This is a genomic window from Nonomuraea sp. NPDC049421 (assembly GCF_040677005.1).
GTDB lineage: Bacteria > Actinomycetota > Actinomycetes > Streptosporangiales > Streptosporangiaceae > Nonomuraea > Nonomuraea salmonea.
In genome coordinates, this window is the sequence record NZ_JBFAQA010000002.1 from 104,995 (window position 1) to 125,887 (window position 20,893).

The 20,893-nt window shown below is 72.5% G+C and carries 23 protein-coding genes; 10 read left to right on the forward strand and 13 right to left on the reverse strand.

Annotated elements, in window-relative coordinates; all coding sequences use genetic code 11:
- Positions 1-59 precede the first annotated feature (59 nt).
- Positions 60-1,412 (reverse strand): alpha/beta hydrolase domain-containing protein, encoded by a 1,353-nt coding sequence (locus AB0K18_RS04070; protein WP_364909501.1) that lies wholly within the window; start codon positions 1,410-1,412, stop codon positions 60-62.
- 95 nt (positions 1,413-1,507) lie between these two features.
- On the opposite strand from AB0K18_RS04070, the gene AB0K18_RS04075 reads away from it, so the two are divergent.
- Complete coding sequence (locus AB0K18_RS04075; protein WP_364909503.1) at positions 1,508-1,963, forward strand: ClpX C4-type zinc finger protein; 456 nt, start codon at positions 1,508-1,510, stop codon at positions 1,961-1,963.
- A gap of 11 nt (positions 1,964-1,974) precedes the next feature.
- Here AB0K18_RS04075 and AB0K18_RS04080 read toward each other — a convergent pair whose 3' ends face one another.
- The gene (locus AB0K18_RS04080) at positions 1,975-2,988 is read right to left on the reverse strand and encodes an SDR family NAD(P)-dependent oxidoreductase (RefSeq protein WP_364909506.1); all 1,014 of its coding nucleotides are present in this window, start codon (positions 2,986-2,988) and stop codon (positions 1,975-1,977) included.
- A 74-nt stretch (positions 2,989-3,062) separates the two neighbouring features.
- Between AB0K18_RS04080 and AB0K18_RS04085 the strand changes: the two genes are divergently transcribed.
- On the forward strand, positions 3,063-4,004 hold the full coding sequence (locus tag AB0K18_RS04085; RefSeq protein ID WP_364909509.1) for an AraC family transcriptional regulator: 942 nt from the start codon (positions 3,063-3,065) through the stop codon (positions 4,002-4,004).
- A 48-nt stretch (positions 4,005-4,052) separates the two neighbouring features.
- Here the strand turns inward: AB0K18_RS04085 and AB0K18_RS04090 are convergent, their stop codons facing one another.
- Positions 4,053-4,841, reverse strand: a complete 789-nt coding sequence (locus AB0K18_RS04090; RefSeq protein ID WP_364909512.1) for an oxidoreductase — start codon at positions 4,839-4,841, stop codon at positions 4,053-4,055.
- A gap of 108 nt (positions 4,842-4,949) precedes the next feature.
- On the opposite strand from AB0K18_RS04090, the gene AB0K18_RS04095 reads away from it, so the two are divergent.
- Positions 4,950-5,546: a helix-turn-helix domain-containing protein gene (locus AB0K18_RS04095; RefSeq protein ID WP_364909515.1), complete on the forward strand. Its 597-nt coding sequence runs from the start codon at positions 4,950-4,952 to the stop codon at positions 5,544-5,546.
- Here the strand turns inward: AB0K18_RS04095 and AB0K18_RS04100 are convergent.
- The 4 genes from AB0K18_RS04100 to AB0K18_RS04115 form a co-directional block, all read right to left on the reverse strand.
- The gene (locus AB0K18_RS04100) at positions 5,539-6,504 is read right to left on the reverse strand and encodes a hypothetical protein (protein WP_364909517.1); all 966 of its coding nucleotides are present in this window, start codon (positions 6,502-6,504) and stop codon (positions 5,539-5,541) included. The two genes, AB0K18_RS04095 and AB0K18_RS04100, sit on opposite strands and share 8 nt — an antisense overlap.
- 64 nt (positions 6,505-6,568) lie before the next feature.
- Positions 6,569-7,162 (reverse strand): response regulator transcription factor, encoded by a 594-nt coding sequence (locus tag AB0K18_RS04105; protein WP_364909519.1) that lies wholly within the window; start codon positions 7,160-7,162, stop codon positions 6,569-6,571.
- Between the two features lie 119 nt (positions 7,163-7,281).
- Complete coding sequence (locus AB0K18_RS04110) at positions 7,282-8,400, reverse strand: sensor histidine kinase (protein WP_364909522.1); 1,119 nt, start codon at positions 8,398-8,400, stop codon at positions 7,282-7,284.
- A gap of 155 nt (positions 8,401-8,555) precedes the next feature.
- Positions 8,556-9,044 (reverse strand): DUF6326 family protein, encoded by a 489-nt coding sequence (locus tag AB0K18_RS04115; RefSeq protein ID WP_364909525.1) that lies wholly within the window; start codon positions 9,042-9,044, stop codon positions 8,556-8,558.
- A 284-nt stretch (positions 9,045-9,328) separates the two neighbouring features.
- Between AB0K18_RS04115 and AB0K18_RS04120 the strand changes: the two genes are divergently transcribed.
- The gene (locus AB0K18_RS04120) at positions 9,329-10,003 is read left to right on the forward strand and encodes a TetR/AcrR family transcriptional regulator C-terminal domain-containing protein (RefSeq protein ID WP_364909527.1); all 675 of its coding nucleotides are present in this window, start codon (positions 9,329-9,331) and stop codon (positions 10,001-10,003) included.
- 52 nt (positions 10,004-10,055) lie between these two features.
- Here AB0K18_RS04120 and AB0K18_RS04125 read toward each other — a convergent pair whose 3' ends face one another.
- Positions 10,056-10,547 carry a hypothetical protein gene (locus AB0K18_RS04125; RefSeq protein ID WP_364909530.1) on the reverse strand — a complete coding sequence of 164 codons (492 nt, stop codon included), beginning with the start codon at positions 10,545-10,547 and terminating at the stop codon, positions 10,056-10,058.
- 150 nt (positions 10,548-10,697) lie between these two features.
- Here AB0K18_RS04125 and AB0K18_RS04130 point away from each other — a divergent pair, with 150 nt between their 5' ends.
- Positions 10,698-11,090 (forward strand): hypothetical protein, encoded by a 393-nt coding sequence (locus AB0K18_RS04130; protein WP_364909533.1) that lies wholly within the window; start codon positions 10,698-10,700, stop codon positions 11,088-11,090.
- 16 nt (positions 11,091-11,106) lie between these two features.
- Here AB0K18_RS04130 and AB0K18_RS04135 read toward each other — a convergent pair whose 3' ends face one another.
- The 4 genes from AB0K18_RS04135 to AB0K18_RS04150 all read right to left on the reverse strand — a co-directional run bounded on the left by AB0K18_RS04135 (position 11,107) and on the right by AB0K18_RS04150 (position 14,592).
- Positions 11,107-12,375: a pyridoxamine 5'-phosphate oxidase family protein gene (locus AB0K18_RS04135; protein WP_364909535.1), complete on the reverse strand. Its 1,269-nt coding sequence runs from the start codon at positions 12,373-12,375 to the stop codon at positions 11,107-11,109.
- 164 nt (positions 12,376-12,539) lie between these two features.
- The gene (locus AB0K18_RS04140) at positions 12,540-12,878 is read right to left on the reverse strand and encodes a transcriptional regulator (RefSeq protein WP_364909537.1); all 339 of its coding nucleotides are present in this window, start codon (positions 12,876-12,878) and stop codon (positions 12,540-12,542) included.
- Entirely contained in the window at positions 12,875-13,294 is a 420-nt protein-coding gene (locus AB0K18_RS04145; protein ID WP_364909540.1) for a hypothetical protein, read from the reverse strand. Before AB0K18_RS04145 ends, AB0K18_RS04140 begins: the two co-directional genes overlap by 4 nt.
- A gap of 428 nt (positions 13,295-13,722) precedes the next feature.
- Positions 13,723-14,592: an alpha/beta hydrolase gene (locus tag AB0K18_RS04150; protein WP_364909542.1), complete on the reverse strand. Its 870-nt coding sequence runs from the start codon at positions 14,590-14,592 to the stop codon at positions 13,723-13,725.
- A 105-nt stretch (positions 14,593-14,697) separates the two neighbouring features.
- Between AB0K18_RS04150 and AB0K18_RS04155 the strand changes: the two genes are divergently transcribed.
- The 3 genes from AB0K18_RS04155 to AB0K18_RS04165 all read left to right on the forward strand — a co-directional run bounded on the left by AB0K18_RS04155 (position 14,698) and on the right by AB0K18_RS04165 (position 18,550).
- Complete coding sequence (locus tag AB0K18_RS04155) at positions 14,698-15,630, forward strand: squalene cyclase (RefSeq protein ID WP_364909545.1); 933 nt, start codon at positions 14,698-14,700, stop codon at positions 15,628-15,630.
- Positions 15,631-15,844: 214 nt separating this feature from the next.
- Positions 15,845-17,074 (forward strand): phospholipase D-like domain-containing protein, encoded by a 1,230-nt coding sequence (locus AB0K18_RS04160; RefSeq protein WP_364909548.1) that lies wholly within the window; start codon positions 15,845-15,847, stop codon positions 17,072-17,074.
- Positions 17,075-17,395: 321 nt separating this feature from the next.
- On the forward strand, positions 17,396-18,550 hold the full coding sequence (locus tag AB0K18_RS04165) for a DUF3500 domain-containing protein (protein WP_364909551.1): 1,155 nt from the start codon (positions 17,396-17,398) through the stop codon (positions 18,548-18,550).
- Positions 18,551-18,552: 2 nt separating this feature from the next.
- Here AB0K18_RS04165 and AB0K18_RS04170 read toward each other — a convergent pair whose 3' ends face one another.
- A complete protein-coding gene (locus AB0K18_RS04170) occupies positions 18,553-18,918 on the reverse strand; it encodes an STAS domain-containing protein (protein WP_364909553.1) in 366 nt (121 codons plus the stop codon).
- A 223-nt stretch (positions 18,919-19,141) separates the two neighbouring features.
- On the opposite strand from AB0K18_RS04170, the gene AB0K18_RS04175 reads away from it, so the two are divergent.
- Together AB0K18_RS04175 and AB0K18_RS04180 are read left to right on the forward strand one after the other, a co-directional pair.
- Positions 19,142-19,459, forward strand: a complete 318-nt coding sequence (locus AB0K18_RS04175) for a winged helix-turn-helix domain-containing protein (RefSeq protein WP_364909554.1) — start codon at positions 19,142-19,144, stop codon at positions 19,457-19,459.
- Between the two features lie 61 nt (positions 19,460-19,520).
- The gene (locus AB0K18_RS04180; RefSeq protein ID WP_364909557.1) at positions 19,521-20,879 is read left to right on the forward strand and encodes a serine hydrolase domain-containing protein; all 1,359 of its coding nucleotides are present in this window, start codon (positions 19,521-19,523) and stop codon (positions 20,877-20,879) included.
- The last annotated feature ends 14 nt before the right edge of the window (positions 20,880-20,893 follow it).

Sequence of the window (20,893 nt, forward strand, 5' to 3'; positions counted from 1 at the left end):
CCCCCTCCGCCGCATTGTGGAGATCAACAATAGCCAGGGCGGGTGCGGTCCGAGCAAGATCACACATTTGCGGTCTGGTATGAAGTGGCGGCGAGCGCCTTGATCTCGTCGACGTCGGCCGGCAGCAGGAAGCCGGCCGCCACCGCCGCGTCGGTGGCCGCCCCGAACGCCTTGAGGTAGTCGGCGATCCCGCCCGGATACAGCGTCCCGAGGGTCGCCGCGTCGAACGGCACGGTCTCGCCGAAGAGCCGCTCGATGAGCCCGTCGTTCGGGCTGATGCCGGTCAGGACGGCGGTGGGCGCGTCCATCCAGGGGGTGCGCACGCCGCCGAGCGCGTTGCCGAACGCGTCCCTGGCCAGCGCGGCCGACGCTCCGGGCCGCAGCTCAAGGCGGGGGGCGTGCGGCGGGGGCGTGCCGTCGCGCACCCAGCGGGCGAGGTGGTGGACGGCGGCGTTGGCCACGTAATGGTGCTGCGGCGCCGCGTTCACGGTGTGACCGATGTCGAACCCGGCCGCCCGCCGGCGCGGAGCGAGCGCGGCGGCCAGCCGGGCCGGGTCGAGGCGGGTCATGTCGTGCGCGGCGCCGGCCTCGGCGTAGGTGTCGGCGTGGGCGGCGCCGGCGATCTCCCACACCCGCAGGGCGGGCCCGTCGGGGCGCCTGGCCGCCCGGTAGCCGAGGGTGACCACGTCCGTCTCGGTGAGCAGCGCCAGCACCGGTACGCGCGGGTCGTCGCGGAACGGCACGGGCGTCGGGTCGAACGCGGGCGGATCGGACAGGACGAGCGGTGCGGCGGCGCCCATGCGGCTGTGGATCAGGAACCCGTCGTAGACCTGGGCGAACGGGTCGATCGTGTTGACGTAGGTGGTGAGCCGGTGCGCACCCAGCGACATCCCCGCCGCTACCAGCCGCGCTCCCGGGAACAGCTCGGCGATCGCCCGGCCGGCCTGGGAGAAGATGTCGTACGAGAAGTCGTCGCCCGGGTGCTGCAGCGCGCCGTACCGGGCGGGCTCCCATGCCTGGAGACCGCCGGGTGCGGGGCCCTCGGGCAGCAGGGCGCTGCCGGTCACCCCGGCGCACTGCGCGGAGACGCCGACCCAGGCGTAGCCGCCGCGTACCAGCTCGGTGTGCGTGTAGACCCACTCGACGCCCGCGTCCATGTACGCCGAGACGTTGAACCACTCCACGATCACCACGCCGTTGAACCCCCGCTCGGGGGCCCGGGCGAGCAGGCGGGTGACGTACGGGGCGCGCGCCCGCACGCCGGCCCCGCCTTCCTGGTAGGCGGCGGCGGTGCCGCTGATCACGTACTCCTCCTCGACGTGGCCGCCGGGCACGTCGCCGGGACGGGCGGCGTCGAAGGGCCGGCCGCGCCCGCCGTGGCAGGGGCGAAGGTCGGGCAGGGGAGTGGGCATGGGGGGGTCCTTCCGCCGGGTAGCCGTGTCAGCCTGCCCTTGACAAGCCAAGCTGTCAAGCTTGGGCTGACAAGCCGCCGTGGGATGATCCTGCCGTGACACGCAGCAGACGAACCCGTCCCGTGGGCGCGGCCGACGGCCTGCCGACCCGCTGCTCGTTCTGCGGCAAGCCGTACGCCGAGGCCGCCCGCGTCGTCGCGGGCCCCGGCGTCTACATCTGCGACGCCTGCGTGGACCTCGCCGCCCAGATCATCGCCGGCACCCCGGCCGAACCCGGCGACGCTCCCCTGCCGGTGCACCGCGGCCCCGACCCCCGCACCGACGCCTACCTGACCACCATGTCCGACGACGACATGCTGGCCATGCTGCCCCGCCAGGCCCTCACCGTGGAGCAGGCGGAGCGCGACCTGCGCGCCTGGGTGCGGCTGCTGCGCGAGCGCGGGGTGACGTGGGCCAGGATCGGCGAGACGCTGGGGGTGTCACGGCAGGCCGCGTGGGACCGGTTCGCGGCCGACGTCGCCGGCGCGCCCGACGACGAACGCACCGGCTGACCGCCGCGGGGTCAGGCGTCGAGCAGGCGTTCGCTCAGGTCCCAGAGGCGGCGGGCCGACTCCGGGTCGAGGGCGTGGGGGACGACGTAGGAGCGGATGTCGTCGTCAGTGCCGAAGTTGATCTCAGTCGGTTCGTCCACCGGTGAGATGTCGTTGTCCTTCAGGTAGACGCCGCCGATGCCGTCGAGCAGCGGGCTGGTCGCCGCGAAGACGCTGGTCGAGGCCCCCTGCTGCGGGGTCTTCAGCTCGCGGTCGGGGTCGTGTACCGGCCGGCCGGACTCGTCGATGATGCCCATGGCCCGCAGTTCGGCGTCGCTCAGCCACTGCCGGCGCTCCTCGCCGACGGCCAGGTGCGGCCCGAGGTCGGTGCCGTGGACGATGCCGGGGTGCACGGCGTACCCGCGGATGCCGTCGGCCTGCCACCGGCGGTCCAGCTCGACGGCGAACAGCACGTTGGCCGTCTTGGACTGGCCGTAGCCGAGCATGCCCTCGTAGCCGGTGGTGAAGTGCGGGTCGTCCCACCGGATGTCGGAGAGCCGGTGCCCGCCGGAGGTCACGTTCACGACGCGGGCGCCGTGCGCGGCGCGCAGGGCGGGCAGCAGCCCGAGCGTGAGCTGGAAGTGGCCGAGGTGGTTGGTGGCGAACTGGGACTCGTACCCGCGCGCGTCCCTGACCAGCGGCCCGGACATGATGCCGGCGTTGTTGATCAGGATGTGCAGCGGACGTCCCGACGCGAGGTAGCGGGCGGCGAAGGCGCCGATCGAGGCGGGGTCGAGGAGGTCGAGCCGGTCGACCTCGACCCGCTCGATGCCCTCCAGCGCGGGCGCCGCACGCTCGGGGCTGCGCGCGCCCACGAGGACCGACGCGCCCGCCCTGCTCAGCGCCCGGGTGGTCTCCAGGCCGATGCCGTTGTGGCCGCCGGTGACGATGACGTTCCTGCCGGACAGGTCGATGCCCTTGAGCACGTCGTCGGCGGTGGAGGCGGCGGTGAATCCTGACCCGATGGGGTGGTGTCTGTCATTCATGCCTCCCACTGTGGCCGCCGCCATCCGTACTCTGAATAATTGACAGTCCAGATTTTCTGCTCGATAGTACGGCCATGCGCGGTGACCAGCTCTCGGAAGTGTTCGAACTCGTCGAGGTGCGCGGCCAGATGACGGGCGCGTTCCAGGTGTACGGCCCCTGGCGGTCGCAGCACGAGATCGGCGACCCGCTGAAGCTCATCGCGATGGTCCACGGGCACGGGCGGCTGCGCACCGACGGCCTCGACACGCCGGTCGAGCTCGGGCCGGGCGAGGTCGCCATCCTCAACGGGCGCTCGTGGCTGCACCTGGAGGGCGGCACCGGCGGCGGGCCGGTGTGCGAGTTCCTGCCGGGACCCGGCTACAACTCCTACGGCCACGACGACGGCGACGGCCCGCCCGACGTCGTCGTGGGCGGCCACATCGAGGTCAACCACGTCGGGCGGACGCTGCTCGCGCAGGCGCTGCCGCCCGTGGGCCACGTGCGCGCCGCCGAGGCCTCCGCCCTGCACCGCAACCTGCGCCTGCTGGCCGAGGAGGCGGGCGCGGGCCGGGTGGGGTCGGCGTTCGCGATCCGCCAGTACGCCCAGCTCCTGGTGCTGGAGCTGCTGCGCGCCTACGTCGACCAGGCCGACCTGCCCCCTGGCTGGCTGCGGGTGATGACCGACGAACGCCTGAGCCCCGCGCTCACCCTCATGCACGCCGAGCCTGGCCGGCCCTGGAGCCTGGAGGAGCTGGCCAGGGCCGCCGCGATGTCGCGCACCTCGTTCGCCGAACGCTTCAGGACGCTGGCGGGGGTGCCGCCGCTGACGTACCTCGGCCGGTGGCGGATGCTGCTGGCGCAGCGGGCCCTGCGCGACGGCGACGTACGCGTCGGGTCGCTGGCCGCCGAGCTGGGCTACGGGTCGGAGAGCGCGTTCAGCACCGCGTTCAAGCGCGAGGTGGGCATGTCGCCCCTGCGCTACCGCTCCCGCGCCCGCCAGGCGGGCGAGCCCCGCCCCGCCGCGGCACCCGCATGAAACACCCCCGATCGCCCGCACGCCGCCGCCCCCTGAGCCCGGCGCGGCTCAGGCGGTCTTGATGACGCCGCCGTCGATGATGTGATCGGCGCCGGTGACGCTGGCCGCGTGGGGTGAGGCCAGCCACGCCACCAGCGAGGCGACCTCCTCGGGCTCGATGAGACGGCCGGTCGTCACGCCGGTGGCCGCCGGCAGGCCGGCGAGGAACTGCTCCAGCTCCACCCCGTGCATCCCGGCCAGCAGAGCGCCGTACCCGCCCGGCTCCTCCCACATCGCGGTGCGGACGGCGCCGGGGGAGATCGTGTTGACCCGCACCCCCTGCGGCCCGACCTCCTCCGACAGCGCCTTGCCGAACACGGTCAGCGCCGCCTTGGCCGTCGCGTACGGCATCGGCCCGCCGCTCGGCATCCGCGCCGAGATGGAGGAGATGTTGACCACGCCGCCGCGACGCCGCAGCAGGCTGGGCAGGGCGGCGCGGGTGGCGCGGATGGCGCTGAAGAGGTTCAGCTCGTAGGTGCGCTGCCAGAGGTCGTCGCTCATGTCCGCGAACGGGCCGGCGACCTCGGGGGTCGCGTCGCCGCCGCCGACGTTGTTGACCAGCAGGTCGAGCTCGCCCAGCTCGGCGAGCGCCTGCGCGATCAGCTCGCCTGGCCCGCCGGGGGTGGCGAGGTCGGCCGACACCGTGACCGCGCCGGTCTCCTTGAGCTGAGGGGTGATCGTACGCGCCGCCGCGACGACCCGCATGCCCTCGGCCGTCAGCGTCCGCACGATCGCCAGGCCGAGGCCCTTGCTCGCGCCCGTGACCACGGCCGTCTTGCCGTTGAGGTGCAGCTCCATGTCATCTCCACGTGCTAGTCGCATCAATGTCGTTGCGACGACCATAGATCTTGCACAGATTTGTTGCAAGTTCGCGCGTAATCGGAGCAATCACGTATTCTTCTGGGCGTGAGTGGGACGACCCGGGCGTTGCGTTCCGACGCCGAGCGCACGGTACGCACGATCCTGGAGGCCGCGGAGCGGGTGTTCGCCGCGGACCCGGCGGCGAGCATGGAGCAGGTCGCCGAGGCGGCCGGGGTGGCGCGCACGACCGTCCACCGCCGCTTCGCCTCCCGCGAGGCGCTGCTGGAGGCGCTGGCCGCGGTGGCGGCCCGCGAGTTCGGCGCGGCCGTGGAGGCCGCACACCCCGAGACCACCCCGCCGCTGGTCGCGCTCTACCAGGTCACGGTCAACGTGCTGCGGGTCAAACGGCGGTGGCCGTTCGCGCTCGAGCTCGACAGGCCCGGCGGCAGCGAGCCCGCCTGGGCGCACGCCGAGGTGGAGCTGCGCTGCGACCGCCTGCTCCAGCGGGCCAAGGACGACGGCGTGCTGCGCGCCGGCGCGGACCTGGCCTGGGCCAAGTGGGTCTATTACGCGCTGATCGGGGTGGCGGCGCGGATGCGCGAGTGCGAGATCGACGCCGCCGCCACCCGCGTGGTCGACACCCTGCTGTGCGGTGTCGGCACCGGCCAGGGCCTGACGCGCAAGGGGGCCGACGTCAGCTGAGCTCCATGACGCTCGTCCGCAGGCGGGCGGCGATCACCGCCAGGAGCGCGACAGCGGCCACGGCGAAGACGGCGTTGCCCACCAGGTCGGCCGCCGGCGCCGCCGGTACGGCCGGCGGCTGCAGGAAACCGTGCCAGGCGTACGTGAGCATGCTTCCCGCCCCCAGCGCGAACGTTTGGCGCAGGCCCCAGCCCGATCGGCGAGACCAGCGGACCACCAGGGCACAGACGACGGCGTACACCACCAGGTTGATCGCCACCGTCGGCCACGCGCCGATCGCTCCGGAGGCCAGGTTCGCCAGCCAGAACACCGCGCCCGCCGCCATCGAGCAGCCGAGCACCGGCCACGGCCCCGGCGCCTGGCCCGCGTCCGTCCCCGCCGTCCTGCGGCGCAGCGCCACGAACGCGAGCAGCGCCACCGCCACCAGCACGCCCACGACCTGCGCGACCGACGGCACGTACGCCCCCGGATCGAAGGCGGAGGCCATCACCGCGCCCAGCACGAACAGCACCCCCGCCCCCACCAGGCCGGGCACGCGCAGCCACGGCTCCGACGCCCTGGCGGGCACCAGCGCCTCCATGACCGCGATCGGGGCGCAGACGCTGCCCGCGACGTGCACGCCGCCGAGCACGAAGCTCGCCCACCAGGCGCTCATCTCGACCCCGGGAATCCACGCCTGAGCGGTCAGGTCCATCCCCGCGAAGCTCGGGGCGAACAGGGAGCGGGTGACCAGGCCCTCCTCGATCAGCGCGTACGCCGGCGCCAGCAGGACGATGCCCGGCCAGCCGGCGCCCGTGCGCCTGGCCAGTTCGCGGATGAGCAGGGCGCCGCCGCCGTACAGCGGGGCCAGCGCCACGAGCGCCGGCAGCATGGTGATGGGCAGGTTGCCCAGCAGGAACTCGCCGGCCAGCGGCGAGAGGAAGAAGAGCCCGATGGCGGGCGCGACACGTTTCAGCATGTCTCCAGCCTCGCGAGCGCCGGATCGGGCCGGTAGTGACGATCGTCAGGGGGTGCCGCGGTCGTCAGAGCCAGCCTCTGGCCTCCGCGGCACGCGCCGCCTCGGCCCGGTTGCGCGCGCCCAGCTTCCCGATCGCCGACGACAGGTAGTTGCGTACGGTGCCGTCGGACAGGTAGAGGCGTCCCGCGATGTCGGCGATGGTGCCGCCCTCGGCGGCAGCGCGGAGAACGTCCCGTTCGCGGCTGGTGAGCGGGTTCGCGCCGATGGACAGGCTGGCGGCGGAGAGCCCGCGGTCGAAGACCTGGCCACCGGCGTGCACCAGGCGTACCGCGTCGGCCAGCTCACCGGCTCGGGCGTCCTTGAGCACGTACCCGGCCACGCCCGCGTCCTTCGCCCGCCGCAGATACCCCGGCCGGCCGAACGTGGTCAGAATGATCACCTTGACGCCGTCCAGCAGGCCCGCCGCGGTCAGCCCGTCCAGCCCCGGCATCTCGATGTCGAGCAGCACCACGTCAGGCCGGCACCGCTCCACCGCCCCCGCGACCTCGTCCCCCCGGCTGACCTGCCCGACCACCTCGATTCCCTCCTCCAGCCCCAGCAACGCCGCCAACGCCTCCCTGACCAGATGCTGATCATCGGCCAGCAGCACACGAATCACGGCGACCCCCTGAAGGCGAAGTGAGCGACACGCCGCCGGACGGCGGGACGTGGATCATGACGGATCCCTGGGAGCGGTGCGGACCGGCGGCTGGACCCGCCCCCCACGGGACGCGCGGATCACGACAGGTCCGCTGGGCAGGCGCGGTCGAGTGGCGCGGTGCCGGGCACCGGGATGCGCGCGCCGAGCAGGAAGCCGCCGTCCTCCGCGGGGCCGCCGGTGAGGGTGCCGCCCGCGACCTCGATGCGCTCGGCGAGGCCGCGCAGGCCGTTGCCGCCGCACCCGTCGGCTGCGGCCTCCGGTCCCCGGCCGTCGTCACGCACCTCCGCGTACGCCTCCCCGTCCGCCACGCCGAGCCTGATCCGGCAGGTACGGGCGCCGCTGTGCCGGACGACGTTCGTCGTGCCCTCCCTGACCACCCAGGCCAGCACGGGTTCCGCGGCCGGGGGGAGCGGCCCGGCCGCCACCTCCAGCCGGACACCGGTGGTGCCGAGGGCGCGGCGCGCGCCGTCCAGCTCGTCGGGCAGCGACAGCTCCCGGTAGCCCGAGATCGCCTCGCGCACCTCGGCGAGCGCCTGCCGCGACAGCTCCTCCACCTGCTCCATCTCGGCTCTGGCCCGTGCCGGGTCGGCGTCGGCCAGCCGGGTGGCGAGCTGGCTCTTCACCGTCATGACCGCCAGGCTGTGGCCGAGAAGATCGTGCATGTCGCGGGCGAACCGCAGCCGCTCGTTGTCCACCGCCAGCCGTTCCACCTTGACGTTGGCCTCGCTCAGCGCCCGGTTGGCGGCGTTCAGCCGGAGGAAGGCGCGAATGGCCGCGGTGAACACCGCCGCCTGCAGCGGGATCCACCACAGCTCCGCCGGCGACTCGCCGAGCAGCGGCAGAGCGGCCGTGCCCGCCGCGATCGTCGCGCCCGCCGCCGTCGGCAGGGCCCGTTCGGGCAGCGCCGTGGCGACCGCCGTGATGAGGAAGAACGAGGTCGCGAACACCCACATCACGCCCAGTGCCGGCGTCATCGCCGCCGCGACCGCGTACAGCAGGATCAGCGCGTACGGGGTGGCGTTGCCATGCGGCCGCTCCAGCGCCGTCCACGCGACCCGCAGATAAAGCCCGGCGAACCCCACCACCCCCGCCACCACCGCCACGATCCCGGCAGGGGACGGCCCAGAGACGAGGAACCCGGGAATCGGCCACACCAGGACGACGAGATAAACGGAGGTCCAGAACCGGGCCTTCATGCCAGCCACCCTAACCAGCAGCTCACCCGTACGAACCTGACGAATGTCACAAAGCCTCGCACCGTTGAGACGTGCGGGAGGCGGTCACGTCCGCTGGTCCCGGGAGCCGTCGGGAGATACCGGCTCTTTGCGTATACCGGGCTTTACCCGGACCCCTACTGTCGGAGGTCCTGTCGAAGGCCGGTCGTCGCGGGAGCGGCTTGGACGGCGGGGGTTCGAGGCCAGGTCCAGGCGGAGCGCAGGATGAAGGCCAGGAGCAGCACCTCGATTCCGATGGAGAGGGCGTAGAAGGAGGCCCAGTTCCAGGACTCCCCTGCCGCGTTGAACACCGAGTAGGGGATGCAGAGCGATGCGACGACGAGGTTCGTGGCGCGGTTCGCCCGCGCGGGCAGCGCCATGGAGAGCATCACCATCAGGGCCGGGATCGCCACGGACGCGAGCATCATGGTCAACAACGTCGGGCTGATGTCGAACTCGAAGACGACGCCGGCGCGGAGGTCGTCGATGACGCCGGGCTTGTAGAGGGCGAAGTAGTCGACGTAGATGTAGAGGAACATGAAGCTGGTCCATGCGGCGGCGAGCTTGGCCTGCACGGGGACCGGCGGGTCGTCGAGCAGGTTCGGGGTTTTCGTTCGGATGGTCATCGGTTCTTCTTTCGAGAGGAGCGGTCCCTCCGCCGGAGTGGCGCCAGGGATGTACCGAGGCCGCGCCCACCTGGACGAGCACCTCGCCTCGACCGGGCAGCGGTAGCCCGGACCTCGGACGACTCGATCGCTGTTCGATTCCCCGCAGCAGCCTTTGCAGGTCCGAGCTGCGATTCTCGCTGGTTCGTACATCGTACGTCGTACGATGTACTACGAATAGTACGCTGTACCAGGACCGTGCGCTAGACGACTGTCAAGGCGCTCGAGCGAGCGAGAGGAGACCCGTGGCTGCGAGGGAAAAACGCCAGGCGGCGTCGGACGGGGCGCTGAGCAAGCAACGGGTGGTGGCCGAGGCGGTCCGGCTCGCCGACCGCGAGGGGGTCGGAGGGCTGAGCATGCGCCGGCTGGCCGGCGCGCTCGGCGCGGGCGCGATGTCGCTCTACTACTACGTGGCGAGCAAGGAGGAGCTGCTGGACGCCATGATCGACGTCGTGTTCGAGGAGATCGAGCTCCCGCCCGAAGAGACCGACTGGCAGTCGGCGATGCGACGCCGGGCGGTATCCGCCCGGCAGGTCCTCGCACGCCACCCGTGGGCGATCGGCCTGATGGAGTCGCGGACATCGCCGGGGCCCGCGAACCTCCGCCACCGCGAAGCGGTCACCGCCTGCCTGCGAAGGGCCGGCTTCCCGGTCTTGATGGCGACGCACGCCAACTGGTTGCTCGACAGCTATGTCTACGGTTTCGCACTGCAGGAAGCCAGCCTGCCGTTCGACACCGCCGATGAGTTCGCGGACATGACCGAGGACGTTTATCTGCCCCAGCTTCCTGCTGACGAGTTTCCCTACCTCAACGAGTCCGCCGCGGTGCTCGCCGCTGCCGGCTACGACCCGGCGGAGGAATTCACCTTCGGCCTCGACCTCGTCCTGGCCGCCCTCGAGCCCCTGAGAGTGCCCACGTGAGCCTCCACCCGTGATGCCGTGCTCGGGGGGCGCGAGCCCGGCCGCCGCGTCGTCAGTTGACGCAGTCCTGGCGGTCGAGGGCCAGCACCAGCTGGCGCACCTTGCCCTTGGACTGCAGGAACGCGTAGTACGCGCGCGGGTTGCCGGGCACCGTCACGAACCGGAACCCGCTCGGCGCCGTCCTCAGCCCCGGGTACGCCCTCTTGACCTGCCTCATCGTGGAGCCGAGTCCGATGCCGCGCGGCGTACGCATGCCCTTGCGCGCCAGGATCACGGCCACGCCGACGCGCTTCGAGACGTAGACGCCCACGTTGTTCCGTCCGGTCGGGAACGCCCGCAGGTCATAGCCCGCGCAGCCGAACGCCCCCACCCGCCGCTTGAGCATGATCCTCCCCGTGGCCCTGGCCTTCGCCGCGCTCATGCCGAGCTTGACCGTGCCGTAGCCGTAGGGGCCCAGCGTGGGCCCGGCGGTCTCGGCGAGCGCGGGCGATGCGGTGAGCAGCAGCGCGCCCCCGGCCAGCACAGCGGTGATCGTCTTCTTCATGGCCTCTCCCCGTACTTCGGTGTCCTGCTTCCTGCATGCCGTGTGGTTCGCGGGACATTCGTACGGGAGGTCCGCGTCGGATGACGGGGTCGCCGGGAAAAGGAGATGCTCCGGAGGAGATTTGTCGGTGGCGTTGGGCAGAGTGACCGCATGACCGAGTCACCAGCCGGCATCGCCATGTCCAACCCCGCCGCCCCCACCCCGGCCCCCACCCCGGCCCCCACCCCGGCCCCCACCTCCGCCGACGTCACCCCCGCCACCCCCGTCGCCCCCGAAGCGAGCCACGGCCCGCCGGACCTCGCCACCCCGGCCGGCGCCGATCAGCCGCTCGTCTGCACCGTCTGCCGGGGAGTCCTGGTGGGGGTGCCGGCCGGGGCCTACACGGTGGCGCGCGGACGCCTGATCCTCGCCAACGGCTACTGCAAGGGCAGGTGCGCCCCCTCCGGCCGCACGGATGGCGGCAACGCCGGGCAGGGCGGCGCTTCTGGGCAAGATGGCGGGCCCGGCCAGGCCGGCGGTCCTGGGCTGGGTGGTGCACCCTGATGGGGTCTTGGCGGCCTCAGCCGTTCTGCCGTTCGCGCCGGTCGCTCGCACCGGTCGCCGTATCAGGGGTTGGCAGGTCGTAGCCCTCCTTGCGCAGGGCCCGCCGGTAGGTGGCGTCGATGGCGCGCCGGAGCAGCCGCGCGAAGACGGCGAGCAGCTTCGCGAGGCCGCGCAGGGCGGGTGTCTTCGCGGCGAGTTGCCGCGTCGCCGAGGCCATCAGCTCGGTGCGCGTGGCGTCGTCGGCATGTCCGGACGCGTCCCAGATGTTCGCGTCGGCCAGGGCCCGGTTGTGGCGTACCTCGGCTTGTTCCACGGTGACGACCAGGGCGAGCTGGGGCACGGCGCTGCCCTGCGCCATGCCTGCCAGCAGGTCCGGGTCGCCGGTCAGTACGGCGGTGCCGCTGAGATGCAGTACGTCGGTGCTCCCCGGCACCAGCGCGGCTGCCGAGAACCGGCCGTCGGTGAGGAGGTTGCGGGGGGTGTCCGCGCGCTTGTTGCCCCGGCGGTCGGGGACGGCGAGTGTGTGCCCGTCCACTACTCGTAGGAATCCGGGCACGTCGCCGCGCGGACTCGTGTCACAACTTCCTTCGCCGTCCCAGGAGGACAGGACAAGGAACGGCGTCGCCGCCAGCACCTCACGGACACCGGGCTCTGACAACGGGCCGCCGGGATCTTCCGCATCCGCAGGCTGCTGCCCTGCGGCTCCTGCGTGAGCCGGTGGCCGTAGGTGATCGCCCACGGCCTCTGGCGGTGGGTCAGCCGCCGGTTGGCCGGGAGCGTCCTTGCCCCGCTGAGCGGGGTCGTCGGTGGTGAGCCGCTGCTGGCCTGAGGGGCTCCACAAGCGGGAGCGGAGGATTGCGCGGGCGCAGTGCACATATGCCTGTTCGACGGTGATGACCAGGCGGCCGGGTGTCCGTTCGGCGACCGTGCCGTTCACGCGCAGGGTCTCGCCGACGCCGGGCATCAGGAAGACGAACGAGACGGGCCCTGTCACGTCCAGGTCTGTGGCGATGGCGAGGCGGGTGGGTGATTCGGGGCGGGCGAAGCCCGGCGAGCCGCCGATCACCGTCGTCCGGGGGCGGCCGTCAGCGTCGAGGTGGCCGAAGCCGGCGAGTGACGCGACGGCCAGCATGTCGCGGCAGGCGTCGTCCAGCTCGGCGAGTTCCTTCTTCCGTACCATCGCGGACGGACGCCCGATGATCGCTTCGAGTTGCTCGACCGTCGTGATCCGGTTCTTGACGGTGGCCGTCTTTCGGGCGGTCGGAGGCATGGCGTTGCTCGTCATGAGAGACCTCAGGGGTCGGGATGGACAGGACGGTGTGGAGTCACGCTGTCCGGGCGCGGGACAGCACGACAGCGGCCCCCACTTCCCATGGGGCGCGCCATGCGCTCGCGCCGGCGGATCTGGTCAGGGCAGGGCGGCAGCGGTGGGGCCGGTGGAGGTGATCGTCACCGGCGCCGTCCGGGCTCGGGGGACGACCCGGCGGGCGAGGTCGCTTCGGCTGGGGTGTCGAAGAGGGCTTTGAGGGCCTCGACGTGGTCGGCGTAGGCGCGGCGGCCCTCCGGCGTGAGGCGTACCCAGGTGCGGACCCGGCCACGGCCGGTCGGTTTCGAGATCGTCAGATAGCCGGCCTCCTGCAGCACCTTGAGATGCTTGCTGAGCACCGAGTCGGCCACGCCGAGGACGTCGCGCAGCATCCCGAACTCGGCGCTGGAGGACGCGGCGAGGAGGGCGCAGATGCGCAGGCGGTTCGGGGCGTGCACGATCTCATCGAACCGCCCGGTCATGCGCCCGCCCTGAGGCCCGCGCGAAGCTCGGTGTCGAACCGCCGGCACAGCACGACGGTGCCGGCGCACTCGACCACGGCCAGGCCGTAGACAAGCCACTGCAGGCCGCTCACCGCCCCGGCCGCGAGCGCTCCGACGAACGTCAGGCCGGTGAGCACGCCCAGCATGCCGAGCCACCGGCCGGCTTGCCCGGCTTCGTACCCGGACACCCAGACACCGGTCATCCGGCGATAGGCGCGGGCCAGCAGGGCGCTGCACGCGATCAGCAGCAGGAAACCGCCGATCTTGACGAAGACGTCGCCGAGCCCGAGGGCGAGCACGCACCCGCCCAGCAGCGCCGCGAAGCCGGGGTGATACCACCACGGCGTGACCAGCCGATCGGCCAGCGCCGCACGCACGCTCGCAATGGCGGCCAAACCGTCGGCACCATGACTTTCCATGTTGGAAAGTCAATCACTTTCCAACACGGAAAGTCAACGCACGGGTGCGGCCGATGGGGGCAGGCCCGGCGTCTCAGGCCGCGCGGCGGGGCGTCGAGCACGCCGGCCGCACCGTCCTGTCCAGCGGCCTGACCGTCGCGGCCTCCCCGGCGGTGCTGTTCGCGCTGCCGTTCGACTTCCTGCGCGGCGAGGGGAGTGCCGTGCCTCCCGCCGGGTGGCCGGTGCCAGGCGGGAGGTGGCCGGCGTGTGGTCTAGCTCAGGTGGGGAGGGTCTCGGCTTCCGGCCTTTGCCAGGGGGAGAGCCCTCGCCCGGCGGCTCGGCTCAAGCGGGGATGCAGCGTCGCGTGCCCGTGCCAGGGGGAGCCTCCTCTCAGGGGGAGGAGGCTCGCCGTGGGGAGTCGGAGGTCAGGCGGAGTCGAGGACTTCGCGGAGCCGGACGGCGAAGGCGTCTGGCTGGCCGGCGTAGCCGAACTCGCCGTCCAGGAAGCCGCCGTGGTGGCTGGGGAAGACGGTGGCCTTCTGGCCCAGGAGGGTGGCAAGGGCTTCGGCGGTGCGGGCGGTGAGGATGCCGGTCGACTCCTCGCCGACCGCGATCACCACGCGGGTGGGGGCGGCGAGCAGGGCGGCGGTGTCGGGGCGGTAGTCGCTGACCGCCCACGAGCGCTCCGACAGGAGCGGGTCGTCGCGGGAGCCGTCGTCCTCCGTCGGCATGCCGTACGCGGCGGGGTCGGGGGCGGGCTGGGCGAAGTAGTCGTCGGTGAACTCGCCCTGCCACGACGTCATCCCCATGAAGGCCACCATGCCGGCGCCCCAGCCCTTGCCGTCGTACGCCTCCTTGACCCCGGCGCGGGCGCGCAGGGCGGCCTCGGCGTCGGGCAGCAGCGGCAGGACCGGCGGCTCGTGCGCCACCAGGGTGTGCACGTCGCCGGGGTGGGCGGTCACGAGGGCCAGTGCGGTCACCGCGCCGCCGCTGCTGGCGAACATGTCCACCGGGCCGCCGACGGCCTCGATGATCGCGTGGACGTCGCCCGCCTGCGTCTGCGGGGTGTGGTCGTCGCGGCCGTCCTTGCGGACGCTGCGGCCGAGGCCGCGCGGGTCGTAGGTGATCACCGTACGGTCGGTGAAGCGCGCGGCGAGCGCCCTGAACCCACTGGCGTCCATGGGCTGGCCGATCATGAACAGCGGCCGGTGCCCGCCCTCGGCCGGCAGCGGGCCGTGGACGTCGTAGGCCAGATCGGCTTCGTCAGTCTTGAGCAGGTGTGTCGTCATGCCCATGGAGACCTCCGCTGTTCGAAGAATTCATCGGTGCCGGGCGACCGAATCTACCCCGCGTACGGGATGCCCATTGATAGCGGTCCCCGCTTGGCGTACGGTGCGGCGATGGACGTGATCGGCTGGTTGCTCGACTCCGACCCCGCCATCCGCTGGCAGGTGCTGCGCGACCTCACCGGCGCCGCGCAGGAAGAGGTCGCCGCCGAGCGGGAACGCGTGGCCACGGAAGGCTGGGGGGCCAGGCTGCTGGCCCTGCAGGGCGCCGACGGGATGTGGGACGGCGGCGCCTGCTTCCCCAAGGGCTACACCGGCGGCGAGCCGGGTCAGCCCTGGACGACGACCATGCACACCCTGCAGACCCTGCAGATCTTCGGGCTCGACCCGCGGTCGCCGCAGGCCAGGCAGGCGGTCGCGCTGGTCGGCGAGCACGGCCGGTGGGAGCATGCCGGGCAGCGCTACTTCGACGGCGAGGTCGAGCCGTGCATCAACGGCAGGACGGTCGAGGCCGGCGCCTACTTCGGAGTGGACGTCTCGGCGATCGTCGCGCGCCTGCTGACCGAGCGCCTGGAGGACGGCGGCTGGAACTGCGAGGCGGAGAACGGCTCCGTGCGCTCGTCGTTCCACACCACGCTCGGCGTGCTGGACGGCCTGCTCGAGTACGAGCGCGCGACGGACGCCGACGGGAAGGTGCGGGAGGCGCGCCGCGCGGGGGAGGAGTACCTGCTGGAGCGTGGCCTGTTCCGGCGCAGGAGCACCGGCGAGGTGGCCGACCCGGCGTTCCTTGAGTTCGCCTTCCCCTACTACTGGCGGCACGACGTGCTGCGCGCGCTCGACTACTTCCGCCGGTCGGGGGCCGCGCCGGACCCCCGGATGGCGGGGGCCGTGGAGATCGTCGAGGCGAAGCGGCAGCCCGACGGCCGCTGGCCGCTCGACCGGGTCCACCCGGGACGCGTGCACTTCGCGTACGAGGAGGGCGTCGGGCTGCCGAGCCGCTGGAACACCCTGCGCGCCCTCCGGGTGCTCGCCTGGTGGCAGAGCTGAGGGCCGCGCCCGCACGAAAGCGCCGCACGAAAGCGCCGCACGAAAGCGCCGCACGAAAGCGCCGCACGAAAGCGCCGCACGAAAGCGCCGCACGAAAGCGCCGCACGAAAGCGGAAGCGCGCCACGAACGACTCGCGTGAACGCGGTGCCGGCGGCGGCGTGCGCTGCTAGCGTCATGGAGCGATCTTCATAGTCGCCGGGGAAAGGACAGCCCTTGTTCCGCCGCCTCCTCGCCCTGCTCGCCACCGCCGCCACCCTCTTATCCCTGACGACGGCGCCCGCCCACGCGGCCGTCGCCACGGAAGCCGTCTTCAACGACCCGGTCAGCGCCCCTTCCGCCATCCAGGACCGGATCGTGCGGCTCATCGAGGGTGCCGACCCCGGCAGCACGATCCGCGTGTCGCTGTACTACGCCACCGACGCCACCATCCCCAACGCCCTGATCGCGGCCAGGAACGCCGGCCGTAACGTCCAGGTCGTCTTCGACAAGAAGATGGCGGGCACGGCCATCCAGGCCGCGCTGGCGGGAGCGCTCGGCACCGACACCGGCCAGAGCTCGTGGGTGCTGGTGTGCCCGAGTGGCCGTGGCTGCATCGGCGACCGCCCGCTGTACGGGTCGGAGTCGCTGAACCACAACAAGTTCTTCCTGTTCTCCCGCACCGGCGGCACCGACAACGTCGTGGTGCAGTCGTCGGCCAACCTGCACACCGGCCGCGACGGCTTCAAGGGCTGGAACTCCGCCCTGGTGCTGGCCGGCAACGCCGGCATCTACAACGCCTACGCCGCCTACTTCACCGACCTGAAGAACCGCCGGGTCGACAACAACTACTACGACACCCGCCCGCCGGTCACCTCGGGCGCCGCCAAGGTGCACTTCTACCCGCGCCAGGAGGGCAACGGCAGCCCCACCGACCCGGCCGAGGACACCCTGAGCACGGTGCTCGACCACGTGGCGTGCACCGGCAACAGCGAGGTCGGCACGGTGGACGGCACCCACCGCACGATCGTGCGGGTCGCGATGGGCATCTTCAGCCGTACGCACCTGGCGCAGAAGCTGCTCGCCCTCGACAGGGCGGGCTGCTACGTCGAGGTGGCGGTCAACTACAACAAGGACAGCGCCTCCGAGGTGTCGTCGATGAACGAGCTGGTCAAGACGACGGGCGCGTACAACGGGATCAACGTCCGCTATTACTGCACCGCCGACCCGATCTGGATCCACTCCAAGTACCTGCTCGTGGAGGGCAAGTACTACGGCGTGCCCGACCGGAAGATCGTGTGGACCGGCAGCCACAACTGGAGCTGGAACTCCCTGCGCCAGGCCGACGAGGCGCTGCTGCAGCTGGAGGACAACACGATCTTCGACCGGTTCCGGTCGAACTACTACGCCGTACGCGTCGGCAGCGGCATCCGCCCGGCCGGGAACGGCACCGCCGCCCGCTGCTGACCGGCGACGTCAGGGCAGCCTGGCCCGCGTCGTCGCGGCGGGCGAGCCGGCGCAGCAGCAGGTCGATCTCGCCGCGCTCGGCCGCGCTGAGCGCGTACGCCGGGGCCTGCCGCGCGTCGGAGGCGAGCAGTCCGCGCCGCCACATGACGTGCTTGCGCACGGCCAGCCCCACGCGGGCCCGCTGCTCGTCCCTGATCAGCGGCAGATGCGCGTCGGGCGCGATCGCGTACACACCCCGGGTGGTCCTGCCGATCGTCGCCATAGTCCGCCTTCCCATCGGATACCCGTGTACCGATCATGCTTGATGACAGGATGGACGCGATGGAGACAGAGAAGGACGCCGAACGCGAGCTGGTGTCGGAGATGGCGGCCGTCGCGGCCGAGTTGCTCGACGGGCTGCCCCAGGAACCGGCCGCCCGGGCGATGCTGGCCCCGTTCGGCGACCAGGACGTGGAGGAGGAGCGCGTCCGCTGGTTCTACACCCCGACCGACCACGGCGGCGTGCCGCTGAACGAGCTGGACCCCCGGCGGCAGGGCCTGGTCATGCGGCTGCTCGCGAGCGGTCTGAGCCGGCCCGCGTACGTCACGGCCTGCACCGTGATCGGCCTGGAGAACGTGCTCGACGCGGTGGAGGGCTGGGGCACCGACTGGGGCAGGGAGCGGGGCCGCGACCCCGGCCTGTACTGGGTGCGCGTCTTCGGCCGGCCGGGCGAGCGCCTGTGGGGCTGGCGGGTGGGCGGCCACCACCTGTCGGTGAACGTTCTGATCCACGACGGCACGATCGCCGCCGCGACCCCGTCGTTCCTTGGCGCGGACCCCGCCACGGCGCCGCTGCTCGGCGGCACGCTGCGCCCGCTCGGCGGTACGGAGGACCTCGCCCGCGACCTCATGACCTCCCTGGGCCGCGAGGAGCGGGCACGGGCCCTGCTGCACCCGCGCGCGATCTCCGACATCGTCTCGGGCAACCGCGCCCGCGTCCGTCCGGGCGACCGCATGATCCGCGTCCCCGAGCTGTTCCGCGGCCCGTTGCGGGAGCCGCGGCTGGCCGCGCAGGCCGCCAGGATCGACGAGACCGCCGAGCGCGGCTCCGGCTACACTGAGGACGATCACGCGGCGATGGCGCTCACCCGCGAGCCGCGCGGGCTGCCGGCCGCCGATCTTACCGCCGCTCAGTGCGAGGTGCTGCGCGCCCTGCTCGACGCCTACACCGGCCGCGCACCCGAGCCGGTGGCGGCGGCGTACCGGCGTCACTACCTCGCCGACGACCACCTCGACCAGGTGCGCTTCGGGTGGGCGGGCGCCGTCGAGCCGGGGGAGCCGCACTATTACCGGCTGTCGGGGCCGCGCCTGCTCATCGAGTACGACAACACGCAGCGCGGCGCGAACCACGCGCACTCGGTGTGGCGCGACCCGGACGGCGACTTCGGGCTCGACCTGCTCGCCGCGCACCGGTCGGGCCCGCCGCACCGGCACTAGGGTCAGGACGGGCGGCGCAGCCGGCCGGTGGCCAGGGCCATGGCGGCCTCGTGCACGTCGGCGTGGATGTTGAGGACGTCCCACACCCCGGTGAGCTGCAGCATCCGGGCGGGCAGGTTCTGCACGGCGGCCAGGTGCAGGGTCCCGCCCTCCTGACGCACGTCGGCGTGCACCCGCAGCAGCACGTGCAGGCCCATGCTGTCCATGAAGGTCAGCCCGTCCAGGTCGAGGATGAGCGGCCGGCCGGGCATGCGCTCGCGGGCGACGAACGGCTCCAGGTGGCCGGCGTTGGTGGCGTCCAGCTCGCCTGACACGGCGATGAGCACGCCGAAGGTCGAGGGCCGGCGGTGGACGGTGAGAGGAGACACCGCGGTCTCGCGAGCGGTGTTCAGCGGACGGGGGGACGAGTGTGAACGGCGAGCATGGAAGGGGAACCTCCAAGAGAACACGGCACTGGACGCGGGCGGCGACTGCCTCCGTCTATGACGCTACGGCCGAACCCGGTTACAGGAAAGGCTTTTCGTCATAAGATCTTTGCCACAAGGGTTCTCGTCCCGCCCGCACTCAGGCGGAGAGGTCGTAGGAGAGGCATTGAGCGCCGCGGACAACCGGCCGTCCACCTGGACGTTCCTCACCCACCACGCCCGCGTGCTGGTGGAGATCTCCCGCGATCCCGAGCTGCGGCTCAGGGACATCGCCGAGCGAATCGGCATCACCGAGCGCGCCGTCCAGAACATCGTCTCCGACCTCTACGAGGCCGGCTACGTGCAGCGCGAGCGCATCGGCCGGCGCAACCACTACCGGCTCAACCTGGAGCAGCACTTCCGCTATCCGACCGAGGCCGGCCTGCCCGTCCGCCTGCTCATCGACATCCTCGTGGACCACGACCTGAGCGAAGCCGAGGGTTGACCCTGACCCTGCGTCAACCCTGCACCATGGTCGCCACCACGACCACGATCAGGGGGACGCCATGGGATTCGATCACGCGTACTGGCAGGACCGGCTCGACACGCTGCGCGCCCGCCACCACGTGCCGGGCGCGACGCTCGCCGTGCTGGCCGGCGGCGAGCTGCATGAGCTGGCGAGCGGCGTGCTGCACCGGGGGACCGGCGTGGCGGCGACCGCCGACTCGGTGTTCCAGGCCGGCTCCATCGCCAAGGTCTACACCGCGACGCTGGTGCTGCAGCTCGCCGACGCCGGGCTGCTGAGCCTGGACACGAGGGTGGCCGACGTGCTGCCCGGCTTCGCCGTCGCCGACCCTGACGTCACGCGCGGCGTGACGATCGGGCAGTTGCTCACCCACACCAGCGGCATCGCCGGCGACTTCACGCTCGACACCGGCCGCGGCGACGACTGCCTCGCCCGTTACGTGGCGGCCTGCGCGGACGCGGGCCAGGACTGCCCGCCCGGCACCGTCATCTCCTACAGCAGCACCGGGTACGCCCTCCTCGGCCGCGTCGTCGAGGTGCTCACCGGCCAGACCTGGGACGCGGCCCTGCGCGAGCGGGTGCTGGAGCCGCTCGGCCTGGCGCACACGATGACGCTGCCGGAGGAGGCGCTGCGCTTCCGTACCGCGATGAGCCATCTCGGCGAGCCGGGCGCCTGGCCGGAGCCCGCGCCGGTGTGGGACCTGCTGCCCCGCTCGGCGGGGCCGTCGGGGCGCGTCCTCGCCACCGCCGGCGACCTCGTGCGGTTCGCGCGGGCCCACCTCGACGGCGGTACGCCCGTGGTGTCGGCCGGATCCGCCGCCCTCATGCGCAGCCGGGCCGTCGAGTGCCTGGACACGTGGTCGTTCATGGCCGACGCCTGGGGGCACGGGTGGGCGCTGTACGACTGGGACGGTGTCACCGGCTTCGGCCACGACGGCGCGGCGCTCGGCCAGTTCTCCTACCTGCGGGTGGTGCCCGGCAGCGGGGTCGCCGCCGCGCTGCTGACGAACGGGGGCCGGGCGGGCGAGCTGTTCGCCGGCCTGTTCCAGGAGCTGCTCGGCGAGCTGGCGGGGGTGCGGATGCCCGGCCTGTTCGCGCCAGGCCCGAACCCGGCCGAGATCGAGGTGGGGCCGCTGACCGGCACGTACGAGCGGGCCGGGGTGCGCATCACGATCACCGAGCGGGACGGACGGCCGCGCGTGCGCTGGCAGCTCACCGGCGGCAACGCCGGCTTCGCCGCGCCGATCGAGGCCGACCTGGTGGCGGTGTCGGACACCGTGCTCGCCATGCCGGGGCTCGGGCCGGTCGCCGTGCCGTGGCTGCCGCTGGTGTTCGGCACGCTGCCCGACGGCACCCCGTACGTCTACACCGGCATGCGGGCGGCCCGCAAAGCCGGGTGATGGGAGACTGGCCG